This is a genomic window from Pseudoalteromonas sp. Angola-30 (genome assembly GCF_028599215.1).
GTDB classification, from domain to species: Bacteria; Pseudomonadota; Gammaproteobacteria; order Enterobacterales; family Alteromonadaceae; genus Pseudoalteromonas; species Pseudoalteromonas atlantica.
The window spans coordinates 150,082-163,621 of record NZ_JAQREI010000005.1 but is presented as its reverse complement, the minus strand read 5'-3'; the positions used below and the strand labels follow the sequence as shown (position 1 = coordinate 163,621).

The 13,540-nt window shown below is 40.2% G+C and carries 11 protein-coding genes; 3 read left to right on the top strand and 8 right to left on the bottom strand.

Annotated elements, in window-relative coordinates; genetic code table 11:
* Position 1: 1 nt before the first annotated feature.
* The gene (locus PSH54_RS09350) at positions 2-811 is read right to left on the bottom strand and encodes an NERD domain-containing protein (RefSeq protein ID WP_273606000.1); all 810 of its coding nucleotides are present in this window, start codon (positions 809-811) and stop codon (positions 2-4) included.
* Positions 812-930: 119 nt separating this feature from the next.
* The gene (locus PSH54_RS09345; RefSeq protein ID WP_273605999.1) at positions 931-1,521 is read right to left on the bottom strand and encodes an acyl carrier protein phosphodiesterase; all 591 of its coding nucleotides are present in this window, start codon (positions 1,519-1,521) and stop codon (positions 931-933) included.
* A gap of 311 nt (positions 1,522-1,832) precedes the next feature.
* Between PSH54_RS09345 and PSH54_RS09340 the strand changes: the two genes are divergently transcribed.
* On the top strand, positions 1,833-3,161 hold the full coding sequence (locus tag PSH54_RS09340; protein ID WP_273605998.1) for a sodium/glutamate symporter: 1,329 nt from the start codon (positions 1,833-1,835) through the stop codon (positions 3,159-3,161).
* A gap of 78 nt (positions 3,162-3,239) precedes the next feature.
* Here the strand turns inward: PSH54_RS09340 and PSH54_RS09335 are convergent, their stop codons facing one another.
* Together PSH54_RS09335 and sodC are read right to left on the bottom strand one after the other, a co-directional pair.
* Positions 3,240-3,473: a ChaB family protein gene (locus tag PSH54_RS09335; RefSeq protein WP_121637933.1), complete on the bottom strand. Its 234-nt coding sequence runs from the start codon at positions 3,471-3,473 to the stop codon at positions 3,240-3,242.
* A 14-nt stretch (positions 3,474-3,487) separates the two neighbouring features.
* Complete coding sequence (gene sodC / locus PSH54_RS09330) at positions 3,488-4,057, bottom strand: superoxide dismutase family protein (protein ID WP_096042283.1); 570 nt, start codon at positions 4,055-4,057, stop codon at positions 3,488-3,490.
* Between the two features lie 507 nt (positions 4,058-4,564).
* On the opposite strand from sodC, the gene PSH54_RS09325 reads away from it, so the two are divergent.
* A complete protein-coding gene (locus PSH54_RS09325) occupies positions 4,565-4,810 on the top strand; it encodes a DUF4235 domain-containing protein (RefSeq protein ID WP_004587585.1) in 246 nt (81 codons plus the stop codon).
* A gap of 89 nt (positions 4,811-4,899) precedes the next feature.
* Here PSH54_RS09325 and PSH54_RS09320 read toward each other — a convergent pair whose 3' ends face one another.
* Positions 4,900-5,394: a hypothetical protein gene (locus tag PSH54_RS09320; protein WP_004587586.1), complete on the bottom strand. Its 495-nt coding sequence runs from the start codon at positions 5,392-5,394 to the stop codon at positions 4,900-4,902.
* 212 nt (positions 5,395-5,606) lie between these two features.
* Positions 5,607-6,839: a Vgb family protein gene (locus PSH54_RS09315; protein ID WP_273605997.1), complete on the bottom strand. Its 1,233-nt coding sequence runs from the start codon at positions 6,837-6,839 to the stop codon at positions 5,607-5,609.
* A gap of 509 nt (positions 6,840-7,348) precedes the next feature.
* Between PSH54_RS09315 and PSH54_RS09310 the strand changes: the two genes are divergently transcribed.
* A complete protein-coding gene (locus PSH54_RS09310) occupies positions 7,349-7,657 on the top strand; it encodes a hypothetical protein (protein WP_004587588.1) in 309 nt (102 codons plus the stop codon).
* A 190-nt stretch (positions 7,658-7,847) separates the two neighbouring features.
* On the opposite strand, the gene PSH54_RS09305 is transcribed toward PSH54_RS09310, so the two are convergent.
* Together PSH54_RS09305 and gcvP are read right to left on the bottom strand one after the other, a co-directional pair.
* A complete protein-coding gene (locus PSH54_RS09305) occupies positions 7,848-9,761 on the bottom strand; it encodes an NACHT domain-containing protein (RefSeq protein ID WP_273605996.1) in 1,914 nt (637 codons plus the stop codon).
* A 787-nt stretch (positions 9,762-10,548) separates the two neighbouring features.
* The gene (gcvP, locus tag PSH54_RS09300; protein WP_273605995.1) at positions 10,549-13,440 is read right to left on the bottom strand and encodes an aminomethyl-transferring glycine dehydrogenase; all 2,892 of its coding nucleotides are present in this window, start codon (positions 13,438-13,440) and stop codon (positions 10,549-10,551) included.
* Between the last annotated feature and the right edge of the window lie 100 nt (positions 13,441-13,540).

The window sequence follows — 13,540 nt, the reverse complement described above, 5'->3', positions numbered from 1 at the left end:
TTTAAATTTCAACACTATTTCTACATTTAGGGAATGCACTACAGCCAAAGAACGTATTTCCTATATTAGTACCTTTCTTTGCTTTACGTAGTACCATTTTCTCACCGCAACGTGAGCATATCTGAGTTTCTGAGCGTTCTTTTTTTGGCGCCTGCTTTTGTTCAATAATCGTTTTTACATGGCTTACATGTTGGCGATTTGTTTTAAAACTTGGTTTTAATTTTCCGCTTTCAATTGTATTTACTATATCGTTTTTAGTATTAGCACTAATTACTCGCTCGGTTTTACTTTTAATGTACTCAATACCGCCGCGTGCAAACCTAACATTTTCAGGTAGTTTAGTTTTAAATGTGCTGTCGCCAATAAAAATAATAACCGAAAATAATGCGTTACTGTTTATGTTTAAACACGACTCAAGTGTTTTTAAATGCTTGTAGTTTTGATGCAGTGGGTTTTGAAATTTTGATGAGTGTTTAAAAATTTTTTGTGTCCACATTTTTTGATTTGCTGAACCAAAAATCCAACCTTTCATGTTTTTAGTTTCCACCACAAACACACCAAACTCAGACACAATAATATGATCAATTTGCGTAGTACCATTTTCAATGCCGTTTTCAAAAGTAGGCAGCGTCACATTTTTAATTAACGTGTAATCTGCCTTATTTAAAAACAGTTTAATTAGCACATTAACTTGCCACTCTCCCATCGCTCCTTTAAACCAAGGTGTTTTAAAAACCCCAATACAAATAAACAGCGGTATAAAATACCAAAGCTGGCCTAATAACGTGGCCAAAATCGTAGAAAAATCCATATTTAGTTAATCCTTTAAGCTATACAAATGGCATAATAGAGCCGCGAAATTTAACAAAAATAAACTAGCAGTACACGTAATAATGCACGTTCAATATTAAACACATTTAAGCATTGTTTTTAATAACCCCTTTCAAGAGCGCTCTCTTTTACATGTTCAATTAACTCAGGGAAAAATGCAAAAAACACCGTTTCTAACTCATGGTAGTTTTGCGCTATATCCTCAGCGGAACCTGCAAAGTTATTAGTAAAACGAATGCGTTTGGCTATATTATCAAGCGCAAGCCCTACCCCTTCTATAGTTTCGTATTCTTTAAACCAATCGTTTGTAGTCATGCTGGTTACAACATGCTGCATGCGCGGTGGCATAACCGCTATGCGCTCATTTAAAAGAGCGTAGCTGCTGCGTTTAAAATCATTTAAAGGGTGTTTATTAAATTGCTGCCAATGCCTAATTAAAAAGTGATCAAACAGAACGTCAATCGCTACGCCTGCAAAGCGCTTTCGCTCGGGCGAAAAGTACTGTTTAGTGGTTTTTACTAAAGCGTGTGAGTCGGTAAATTTATCCACTAAGTAATGGTTTTCTAGTGCACTTTTAACGCTATTGGGCAGGTATTCTGCGTGCCTGCGTCCACCAAAATCACCTAATAAATTGCCAAAGTGTGAATCGGCAGTTGGTTGTGCAAAGTAAAGGTGAGCTAAATAATTCAACGTAATCCCAATGGGTTTAAACAAACTTAATTTTGCCAAATAGTAACGCACATTTAAGCGAAACTCACACGAGTGTTTAGCGCGCTCCCTGTGTAATTACCTAACACTTTAGTTTGAAAATTATACAAACACTCTGTAAAGCCGTTGCACTCAATTCAGCATTAAATATTTAAAATAGAATTATCAATAACTTAAAATTTAAAAATCGCTGGAATATATATTGCTACTTAGCGTATTTAGCACTCAAACATGTATAGCTCTTTTTATTAGTGAGTAGTTTAAAGGAGCATAAAACATAGGTTAAATCAGTTATGGATATAGCTATATTTTTTAAGTCGTTACTACTACTGGCCTTTTTTTTAACGCTAGGTAATTTAATTAAGTACACATTTTTAAAGGGCTTAATTGTGCCCTCATCGTTAATTGCTGGCGTATTGGCTCTTTTATTAGGGCCACAATTACTTGGTGAGCATATTAATTTGTCGCTCCAAGGCACTAATTTATGGATAGATGAAAAGGTCACAAGCATATGGAAGGAGCTACCAGGGTATTTAATTGTAGTGGTGTTTGCAGGTTTATTTTTAGGTAAAAAAATACCTACAATTAAACAATCGCTAAACCAAAGCCTACCCAATTTAAGCTTTGGCTACAGCATTGCCATTGGCCAATATGTGGTGGGTATGATCACGGCATTATTAGTACTTGCCCCTTTATTTGATACCAACGAAGTTGCCGGCGCACTCATTGCGGTGGGATTTCAGGGCGGGCATGGCACCGTAGCTGGCCTGCAATCCACTTTTGAAAGTATCGATTTTGCAAAAGGTATGGACTTGGGGTTAGGTATAGCAACAATAGGCCTTATAAGCGCCATCATATTAGGGACTATTATGTCTAACCGCACCGATGGGGGCGACCAAGAACTTGAAATTAGCCACGACGAAAAAGTAGAGGTAAAAGACCGCCCATTTGGCCTGCACTTTGCTATTTTAGGCACAGTTGTTATTGTTGCTTGGCTTATTCTTAGTGGCTTACAAGTAGCAGAAAAAAGCCTTTTTGCCGATTCATCGGTAAAAATACTTGAGTACATGCCTTTATTCCCCATTGCGATGATGGTGGGTTTAGTGGTGCAAATAGTGCTTAATAAATCAGGCATGGGTAACTTAATTAGTCACTATCAAATAAATCTGCTTTCTAACCTCTCCCTCGATTTACTAATAATTGCCGCACTGGGTGCGCTTAACTTATCGGTGCTTGCTAAATATTGGCAAAGTATTTTAATTTTAGGCGCAGTGGGGGTTGCCTATAGTGCAGCTATTTACTTTTTCTTTGGTGGGTGGTTTTTCCCAAAAGATTGGAAAGTGAGAGGAATTGGCGAGCTTGGGCAATCTATGGGCACTACGGCGGTTGGGCTGTTAATGCTAAAACAGGCTACCTCAAACCCAAGCGAGCATATTCGCCCCTTTAGTTACAAACAACCACTTTATGAGCCTGTGGTTGGCGGCGGTATTGTTACTGCCCTTGCACTTCCTGCCATTGCTAGTTTTGGGCCGTGGGCATTTACTATTATAATGGCGGTTATATTAGCCTGTGTAGTGGGTGGTTTTGCCTTTTATAAACGCCGCAAACACAAAAGCGAGTAGCCTAATTGCGCTATAAAAAAGCCGCTACAACTTTTGTAGCGGCTTTTTTATGCATTGGTTTTTTACTTGTACCAGTAACTAATTATTCGACTTAACCCAATTTCCATTATCATTTTTACTGTAGCTATTTTTAACCGCAGACCAAGCCACTTTATGCGCTGTGGTTTCGCGGTCGTCGTCGTTTTTTCTATCGCTTGGGTCCTCGTAGGTATCCCACGCGCTATTAAACGCCTCTTGATATATCTCTTGGGCATGTTTAGGTAAGTTACTTTTTACCGAATCCGGTAACTCGTTTGTGTTTTGATAAGGCATAAATAATCTCCGTATTACTTAATTACGCCGCACGCAACACGTTTACCGCCACCACCTAACTTCTTGGGTTCGTCGGCATAATTGTCGCCTCCTTTGTGGATCATCACTGCGTGTTGTTTAAGCTGCTCAAGCTTGAGCCTTGGCGCTAAAACTGGCGATTTAGCTTCGCCGCGCTCATTTACAAATAACGCAGGTAAATCGCCTAAGTGGCCATTACTCCACGGTTCATCATGGTGTTTAGCGCTGTTAGGATCAAAGTGTCCACCAGCAGCACCGGCCGGTACAACTTTACCGTTTTTTTGCTTTGGCTCGCAGCTAGCATATTGATGAACATGAAAGCCATGCTGCCCAGGCGTTAAGCCTTTAAGCGCTGGGGTAAATACCACCCCGTGCTCATTTTCTGTCAGTGTAACGGTGCCAAGTAGCTCACCTTGCCCCGACTTACTTACTGCATGCATATCAACATCTACATTCGCCAATGCGCTATTTTGTAGCATTGCAGCGGTAAATAATATGGCGCAAGCTGGTTTAAAAATACGTGTTACGCTTTTTTTAGCGGTTGAATCAAACTGTAAACAATTCATCGTGATCTCCTCATGTAGTATCAGGTTTGTAAATAACGCGACTGCTCAGTTATTAGGTACAATCTCTATACCAAGCTCACTGTAGGCAAAAAATTTCACCTGCGCTAAACGTAACGCATTGATTAAAAATAAAATAAACAAAGCTAGATAATTAACCACTACACATACTTAAAATTTACTGCGTGTTTTTGCTTAAACGCTATACAAAAACTAGTGCAAATTTACAAAAGAAATGACAACTTTACAGGCTTAACACGCCCACCCGCCTAATACTAAGTACCGCTCAAAACGGGTAAAAAAACAGCTTAAACACTCAATAGTGCATTAACTAATACCGCGCTAAGCCAATAGCACAGCGCGTTTAATCAAAATACGCGCCTATGCACACGCTAAAATAAACCATGCTCACAACGCCTACTGCGCTATCGGTATACTAATTGCTGAACATACTAGTGTTATTAAACGGGTTATAGATGACCCTATCGCTATTAAACAATCGAGGGAATTATGAGTAACAAGCAACTAATTAAAACACTAGGTATAGGCCTAGCCGCCGCATCAGCTGGCATGCTAACCAGAAAAAGTTTACAAAAATCGTGGGAAAAGGTAACCAACGAGCCCGCCCCAAAAGACAAGCCAAGCGAGCATACAGATCTTAAAGAAGCCGTTACATGGGCGGTGGTATCTGGCATTGGTGCAGGCGTAGCAAGAATGGCCGTACATTATGTGCTCGACAAACGTAAATCTAAGTAAGCTAATAGCTACTAAAGTGCAACGTAAAAAAGCATAAAAAAAAGGTGAAACTAAGTTTCACCTTTTTTATTACTTTAAGCTAATTAGCTTTACGCGGTAGACACACTACTCGCGCCTGCATTTTTAAGTATTTCTTCAATCGCGCTTTTGTTATCGCTGTCGTACTTAACACCAATTAATATAGAGCCTTTTTCAATGGCGTCTTCGTAAAATTTAACTTCGTGCTCAGGAATAAACGCCCCAATAGCAGCGCCTAAACTTCCGCCAACGGCAGCACCAGCGCCGCCCGCTGCAAATGCAGCCACTAATGGGCCTGCTACTAATAAACCTGTACCACCGGTTGCCACGGTACCTACGGCAGTAAAACCGCCAACAATTGCAGCTATAATACCACCAGACGCTGCACCAACAATGCCGCCTTCAGCTGCTTTGGTTCCCTCGTCTAAGGCAAAGTCTTCCTTTGCGTATGAGTCATTGGCTACAATGCTTATATCAGCTTCATTAATACCTAATGCTTCTAATCTATAAATAGCCAGTGTTGCTTGTGATGCGCTTTCAAATAACCCAGTAATAACCGTGCTCATAATAACTCCTTTATTTATTTAAAAAATACAGCTATTACTAAGCAAAACCTAAACCACTTAAATTATTACTATTAATCAATGAGTTAAATAACAAACCCAAACTAGTGCTTTCATTTACACAGTAAATATTGCTAACCGTTGTAAAAAACTCCTACCACATAAATAAATGCACTAACGCTAAGCGCTTTTATATAACGCGTTAATAAACTCAATTACTTAGACCACGTAATTTCGGCTAATTGATTAGTAGCCGTTTGATGAATAATTAAGCCGTTATTGCCCATACGCATGTGCCTAATTAAGCCAGAGTAAACCCCTTCTTTACTCGGAATTTGCCAGCTTTGCATGGTTTGAGTTTTTAAATCAAACCTAACCAGCGTTTCGGGGCGCTTAGCCGACTCATTAAACCAAATAGCATTATCGGCATATTCAATGGCATACGGGTGGCTGTTTTTACCGCTTGGGTTATCCCACTCGGTGATATTGCCGTTTTTAGGGTTATAGCGACCAAGTTTACCCATGCCAGAGTTTACATAAAACACCATATCATCAGGCGTAATAGCAAGGCGCCTAGTATGTGTTTTAGCACCTGGGAGTTTTATTTCGCTAAGCTCCATGGTGTTTTTATCAACTTTAACCAAACAGTTACTGCCATTACACGACACCCACGGCGTCCCGCTAGAATCAAGCTTTATACCATAAGGCCGCGAGCCTTTAGTGGGTAAAGTAGCCAGCTTAATATCGCCGCTTTTAGGGTTTAGCCTGCCAATCATGTTGCTGTGCTGCAGGGTAAACCAAAATATACCCGCATCATCAAATACGCCTGTATGCGGGTCACGGGCGTTTTTATCAGGCATTTTATACACTTTAAATTTTTCGGTTTTTAAATCTAAATACCCAACCGTGCCATTTTTATTACCTAAAAACCAAGGGGTTTGGTTTTTATCAAGCGATACACTGTGCGCATATGTACCATTTGGCAAAGTGTACTCTTTCATTTCACCGGTTTTAGGGTTTAATCTACCTAAAATATTACCCCACTGGCCAACCCACCAAATAAGCCCGTTTTCACCTTGCACAGGGTCGCGAGCGCGTTGCCCAAGCGTAGGCACTTGCCAGTATTTAAAGCTTAGTTTTAAATCGCCTTTAACCACCGTTGACTCGCGCTTATTATTAACAGGGTAATGCTTGGCCAAATACGCGCTAATATCTTTACTAAGCGCAGTGCCCTCGCCTGTATCTACCATATAGCTTATAAGTGTTTGCCAATCCGCTTGGCTATAACCCGCACTGCGCTCAAGGTTGTTTAAACTATGGCAACTAGCACAAAGCTGCTCACCTAATACCCCAGGCTCGTTACTCAATACAGGTAACGGCACAGCTAAAACCCCTAGCGCAGCCATTACCGCAAAGTGTTTATTAAATAAAAATCGATTTTTACGCATAACGCCCTCCCTTTTTTAATATTAAAGCATAGGGCGAAAGTGTTTACTATATGAGCACTTTTAGCTTTTAGCTTTTAGCTTTTAGCTTTTAGCTTTTAGCTTTTAGCTTTTAGCTTTTAGCTTTTAGCTTTTAGCTTTTAGCTTTTAGCTTTTAGCTTTTAGCTTTTAGCTTTTAGCTTTTAGCAAAATAGTGTCGCTTTTATTTTCGGTGTGGAAATCATTATTTTGGGAGGGGCAATAGTAATTTAGGTACGTTTTCCTGCTTAAAAAACTAAAACAAACTCCCTCTACATGTAAAACCAAATATTTCGGGCTTTCGTCCGACGCGCCAGCAAGCTAAGCGCCTACAATAAATAGCATTGTATTTATCTTTAGCTGTGGCTATTACATTGGCTGAGTGTTGGGTTTCGCTTCGCTCAAACCAACCTACAGTTGTTGCATAGCTACAAGCTTGCGTATAATGCCCGCATTCTGGCTGTATGTATTAGCCCCTAATTTGGATTTTAATAATGAAAAAACTCTCTGCAGTGCAAGTAAAACAACAAGCACTTGTGCTTAACGTTGCCGATAAACTAGAAGCACAAGGGCGCGAAGAAATCCCTGGTATGTTGCAGTGCTGGTTTGATGTGGAATATCACTTATTTCCAAGTTCACTACTGCTTTGTTTTCAGTTCGAAAACGAACAAGCTTTAGCAGCCGCAGAGCCTGATTTATTAAAATGGCAAAAGCGCTTAAGCGCCGCAATGCTTAAAAAAGGCGTGATTTTAAAAGATATGCGTAAACACTTAGTATTTACTTTAAAAGGCCCTGACGATTAAAGAAGGGCTTTAAATTAGGATTAGAGCAAAACTTAGTAGCGCTGTAGTTCATAAAAATAAGTTTAAGCGCATACACACAAGGGCAATATTATTGCCCTTTTTTTAAATGGGGTTACTGGGGCAGTTTTGCACTTTTCCTTAATCACGAAAGGCAAAAAGAAAAACCTGACCCTTCCGAGTGTTATTGTCATTAATCTAATATATCATCTAATTCATTTTCTTTTTTTTCTTGCGCTATTGTTACTGCGCAAACTTTAAGGATATTTTCAAATACAGTTTGAGCTTCACCCCATATTTCACATGACTCTCTCAAATAAGGTCTAGTAGAAAAACGGATAACTTTCTGAGGAGCTTTATGCCTTTCCCTCTCAAAATCAGAACGTAGAAATTCATGAACATCTCGTGTTAAGTATAGTTCATTCAAATCAATAACTTCTTGAGGTATAACTCCTTTTGAGTAAAAGTCAATATTCAAGATAGACATAAGGGATTTAACCCTTTTAGCTTGTTCCATTTTATTTGAGTCATCATTATAACTAATAGCCTTGACTGAGCTTGCCTCGTTAGTGTCGTCCGCTATAGTAAATTGATAAAATTCTGGTATATCATTAGCTTCAAGGAAAACTTCTGAAAAGCTAACATTTTTCAACTCACTGAGAATTCCGCTTTTATTTAATTGATATAATGAAAAGTGCTCATTAAAGTACGGCGTATCTATTTCATATAAATACCTAAGCATACCTTCATATTTAGTGTCGTAATTATCAGCCAAGTACTGATATATCTTTTTTTTGTTATCTATGTTTTTATTTTTTTGAATAAAAACTGCTGCGTGAAACTCTAATACAGACTTATGAATATAACTATAAATATTCCCTTCTTTCAATATTAAAGAAGTTCTATCTGATATCTCTTCATGAGCTTTGTCATTGTGTTTGGATGAAGAAACTTTAGCCGCTGAATTTGAAAAAACATCTAAAATATCTTGTTCACTGACACTAACGTTTTCAAATTTTTTCAGTATATTAAAAGAACTTCTTAAGAATACTTTATATAGTTCTTTAATTGTTAGTTCGACTTTAGAGGGTCTCTCGAAGCCGCTATCTTCAGAGAAAGATTTAAACCTATCGTGCCTGCTTGCTAAGCTAAAAAATAAATTGCTATAAAAGTCCACTGGTGATTTTGGTTCAATATCTAAATCACCATAAACACTTATAAAAATATCAACGAGAATAGGGGTTATTAAAATCTCGCTTAAATTTTTATTATTCAAAATAGCCCTTAGAAGAAGCTCCTTATATTCCTTATCAATTAACGGATGTGCTGATATTATTGCTGTAATTGATTCTTCTTCTAAATCATTTATGGAAGCTAATTCAAAATTTCCAGATAGGTAGGTAATCTCCGTGTGTGGTCTTGTTGTAACAAAAGTCTGGCATCTACTTGAGTTAAAAGCCTTAGATATACAACTTATCGCCTTTTGCCTAAACTTATATGGGACTTCATCGAAGCCGTCAAAACAAATCAATAAAGCCTTTTTGTCTAATAAATAAGGAACGGCTTCAGGCTTAACTAATACACCCAAGTTACTGAACTCTTCACTGATAATACCCTCTACAGACAAAGAATTACTATTCCAATCTACATCTCTCAAGGTAATAATTAACGGAATAATTTTACTATTTTCATCGCTTAGCTCTCTTTGGACAATTTTTCTTAAAGTAGTAGTTTTACCCTGCCCAGCAATTCCAACTAAAATAGTTATATTCTCATTAAAGAGTAACTGATTATCATCAACCTTATGATTAAGCCCTCTTTCATGGTAATGGATTGAAAGAGGGTGATAAATTTCATCAAGATACACTTGTTTCTCTTGAGCGATGAGGGTCCTAAATTTTAGATACCGCTTCTTTATATTCTCAATTACCTGTAGAGCTTGCTCCGTTCCATCACCAGGAGCGTGAATTGTATCCCTTATATCCTGGAGCTCCTTACTTTTTTCTATTTTCTCTCGCCACCCCTTAAGTTGTGTTAGGACATTAGTAGTTAAAGGTTTTAAAATAGCTGGAGCAACAGATTTTGCAATAATAGTGGTAGGTTCCATAAACAGGTAAATCCATAAGAAAAGAAAACAGCTAAAAAAGGGCTTGCTTCGAGCACGCCCCCTAAACACATTTATAATCAAACAATCTTACCAAAGTCTTACCTACAAAAGAACTTAATCAATCTTTCGAGGTAATTTCTAAAAAATAAAAAAGAACTAAGGAGCTGGGCTTGCTTATTGCTAATACTAATCTCACGTCTCCCCCCGTCATAGCGCCCTTAAAATAAGTAATTCACTTCATGGCAGGATTTTGTCCCCGACAAATCCTAAGTACCTACATCCCTGTAGGCATTGAAATGAAAGCCATGCTTGCACATGGATGTGCTTTCATGGCGTTTACATCCACATCAATTGTGGCTTGAAGGATTAAGCGTGATGCTCGAGTACGCTGAGAGTGTCCAGAGAGGGACCAGCGGCAGCCCCTCTTTGGCTGCTGTCGCCAGAGCGACAAAACCTTGAATAAGGTTTCTATTCCCTAAAAAAGCCAAACGTCTTCGCGTTATCGATGATGATAACCTCAAACACCTATTCAAATACTTATTCGGGCTGCGCCCGCGCGTCAGCAAGCTAAACGCCTACAACTAATAACACATACTCTTGGCTTTTGAGCAAGTAAGTATATTTGGGTTTCGTTTCACTCTACCCAACCTACGTTCATATAATTTATGGCGAATCACCACACACAAAAAAGCCGTTACATGGCTGCAACGGCTTTTATAATTTTGATAAATTCCCAAACTATAATGGAACTTACTACCCATTAAAGTTCAAAAATTAGTCGCGGTTCTTAGTCGCGATAAGTCTCTACAGCTGGGCATGAACAAACTAAGTTACGGTCGCCGTATACGTCATCTATTCGTGTAACGGTTGGCCAGAACTTATCTTTAGCTACCGAAGGCACTGGAAATGCAGCGTAAAAACGGTCGTACGCGCGGTCCCATTCGTTACCTAACACGTCTGCTTGTGTATGCGGTGCAAACACAAGTGGGTTGTTTTCGATTGACCATTCACCAGAGATTACTTTGTCGATTTCGCCTTTGATTGACACCATAGCTTCGATAAAGCGGTCTATCTCGCCTTTTGACTCAGATTCAGTTGGCTCAATCATTAACGTGCCCGCTACTGGGAACGACATAGTGGGTGAATGGAAGCCGTAATCTTGCAAGCGCTTAGCTACGTCCATTTCAGTAATGCCTGATTGCTCTTTAAGTGGGCGAAGGTCAACAATACATTCGTGCGCAACGCGGTTGTTACGGCCACGGTATAAAATTGGGAAGTGCTGGCTTAACTCGTGCGTTAAGTAGTTAGCATTCACAATCGCCATTTCAGTGGCTTGTTTTAAGCCCTCTGAGCCCATCATGGTAATGTAAGCCCATGAAATAGGTAAAATAGCGGCTGAACCGTAAGGCGCTGCTGATACTGCACCGTTGTTAATGTTTGTACCCGGTACGTTAATTACGCTGTGGTTTGGCATAAATGGCGCAAGGTGCGATTTAACACCAATTGGGCCTACACCTGGGCCGCCGCCGCCGTGCGGAATACAAAACGTTTTGTGCAAGTTTAAGTGCGATACGTCTGAGCCAATAAAGCCTGGGCTTGTTACGCCTACTTGCGCGTTCATGTTTGCGCCATCCATGTAAACTTGGCCACCGTGCTCGTGCACAATGTCACAAATTTCGCGAATGGTTTCTTCGTAAACGCCGTGTGTAGATGGGTATGTGATCATAATACACGATAAGTTTTCAGACACTTCTTCAGCTTTCGCTTTTAGGTCGGCCATGTCTACGTTACCGTTTTTATCGCAATCAACCACTACAATTTTCATGCTGGCCATTTGCGCAGATGCAGGGTTAGTACCGTGCGCTGAGCTTGGAATTAAACATACGTTACGGTGCGCATCGCCGCGCGACTCGTGGTATTTACGAATAGCAATTAAGCCTGCGTATTCACCTTGTGCGCCAGAGTTTGGCTGTAGTGAAACCGCATCGTACCCAGTAATATTAACTAGCCAGTCGTGCAGCTCGTTAATCATTATTTGGTAACCTTCGGCCTGATCGAGCGGGCAGAATGGGTGCAAGTTTGCAAATTCAGGCCATGTAATTGGGATCATCTCAGCGGTCGCGTTTAGTTTCATGGTACATGAACCTAACGAGATCATTGAGTGGTTAAGCGCTAAATCTTTGTTTTCTAGTCGCTTAATGTAGCGAAGCATGTCTGTTTCGCTGTGGTAGCTATTAAAGTTTGGATGCGTTAATACTTCGTCATCACGTACTAAACTAGCTGGAATAGAGTCGCTACCGTTTGCTTCAATATCGGCTGCAATACTATCTACGCTTAGGCCATGGCCTTCACCTAGTACAATATCAAATAGCTCAGCTACATCGGCGCGGGTGGTGGTTTCTGAAACCGAAATAGAGTATTCGCCGTCGTGGTTTGTGGCAAAGTTAACGCCTTTGGCAAGTGCACGCGCTATTACATCATCTTTGCCGTCGCTCACTACTGTTAGCGTATCAAACCAGGTGCTGTGTTTAAGTGCTACACCTTTAGCTTTTAGGCCTGCAGCTAAAATATCAGCAAAGCGATGTATACGCTGCGCGATAGTTTTTAAGCCTTGTGGGCCGTGGTACACCGCGTAAAACGCAGCCATGTTGGCAAGTAGTACCTGCGCTGTACAAATATTTGAGTTGGCTTTGTCGCGGCGAATGTGTTGTTCGCGCGTTTGCATGGCCATACGGAGTGCGTCGTTACCTAAACGGTCTTTAGATACACCAATAATACGCCCTGGTAATGAACGTTTGTAAGCGTCACGTGTTGCAAAAAATGCAGCGTGTGGTCCGCCGTAACCCATAGGTACACCAAAACGCTGAGCCGAACCAAGTACTACGTCAGCACCTAATTTACCCGGTGCTTTTAGTAGTAATAAGCTCATAATGTCGGCAGCAACACAGGCAATGGCCTTTTTGCTTTGTACGCCAGCAATTAGGTCGGTTATATCGACTACTTCACCTGATGTAGTTGGGTATTGGAAAAGTGCGCCAAAAATGTCGTGGTTAACAGCATCTTCTGCTTTACCTACAATTATTTCAAAACCAAACTGCTCAGCACGGGTGCTTACTACGTCAATAGTTTGTGTGTGTACGTCGTCGGCAATAAAAAAAGCATTGGCTTTTTTAGCTTTAGATACGCGTTTTGCAAGGCCCATTGCCTCTGCAGCAGCGGTTGATTCGTCAAGTAACGAGGCACTTGCTAAATCTAGGCCTGTTAAATCTAGGGTCATAGTTTGAAAATTTAATAACGACTCTAAACGCCCTTGCGCAATTTCTGGCTGGTACGGCGTGTACGCAGTATACCAACCTGGGTTTTCTAGTACGTTACGTAAAATTACGTGCGGTACGTGCGTTGGGTGGTAGCCTTGGCCAATGTACGATTTGAAAACTTTATTTTTGCTTGCTACCGATTTTAAGTAGCTTAGTGTTTCAACTTCCGTACGGCTTTCGCCAACTGTTAATGGCTGCGCTAAGCGAATGCTTGCAGGTACAGTTTGGTCGATCAGCTCTTGCACACTTGATACTTCTAAAGCACTTAGCATATCGCTTACTTGTGCTGGGCTTGGCCCAATGTGGCGGCGAATAAAATCTTGCTTTTGCTCTAACTGTTCAAGAGATTTGGCGTTTGACATGCGTCTAGATTCCTATGATCCTAAATACTAACGGGTAATTAGTATTGATTAAAATATGTGATGATTTAATAACGTACTGTGTATGGGAAGTAGGCCGTTA

Coding starts and splice junctions, on each gene's coding strand:
- PSH54_RS09315 (WP_273605997.1), bottom strand. CDS start 6,839: ATGCGTAAAAATCGATTTTTATTTAATAAACACTTTGCGGTAATGGCT.
- PSH54_RS09325 (WP_004587585.1), top strand. CDS start 4,565: ATGAGTAACAAGCAACTAATTAAAACACTAGGTATAGGCCTAGCCGCC.
- PSH54_RS09340 (WP_273605998.1), top strand. CDS start 1,833: ATGGATATAGCTATATTTTTTAAGTCGTTACTACTACTGGCCTTTTTT.
- sodC (WP_096042283.1), bottom strand. CDS start 4,057: ATGAATTGTTTACAGTTTGATTCAACCGCTAAAAAAAGCGTAACACGT.
- PSH54_RS09305 (WP_273605996.1), bottom strand. CDS start 9,761: ATGGAACCTACCACTATTATTGCAAAATCTGTTGCTCCAGCTATTTTA.
- PSH54_RS09335 (WP_121637933.1), bottom strand. CDS start 3,473: ATGCCTTATCAAAACACAAACGAGTTACCGGATTCGGTAAAAAGTAAC.
- PSH54_RS09320 (WP_004587586.1), bottom strand. CDS start 5,394: ATGAGCACGGTTATTACTGGGTTATTTGAAAGCGCATCACAAGCAACA.
- gcvP (WP_273605995.1), bottom strand. CDS start 13,440: ATGTCAAACGCCAAATCTCTTGAACAGTTAGAGCAAAAGCAAGATTTT.
- PSH54_RS09350 (WP_273606000.1), bottom strand. CDS start 811: ATGGATTTTTCTACGATTTTGGCCACGTTATTAGGCCAGCTTTGGTAT.
- PSH54_RS09310 (WP_004587588.1), top strand. CDS start 7,349: ATGAAAAAACTCTCTGCAGTGCAAGTAAAACAACAAGCACTTGTGCTT.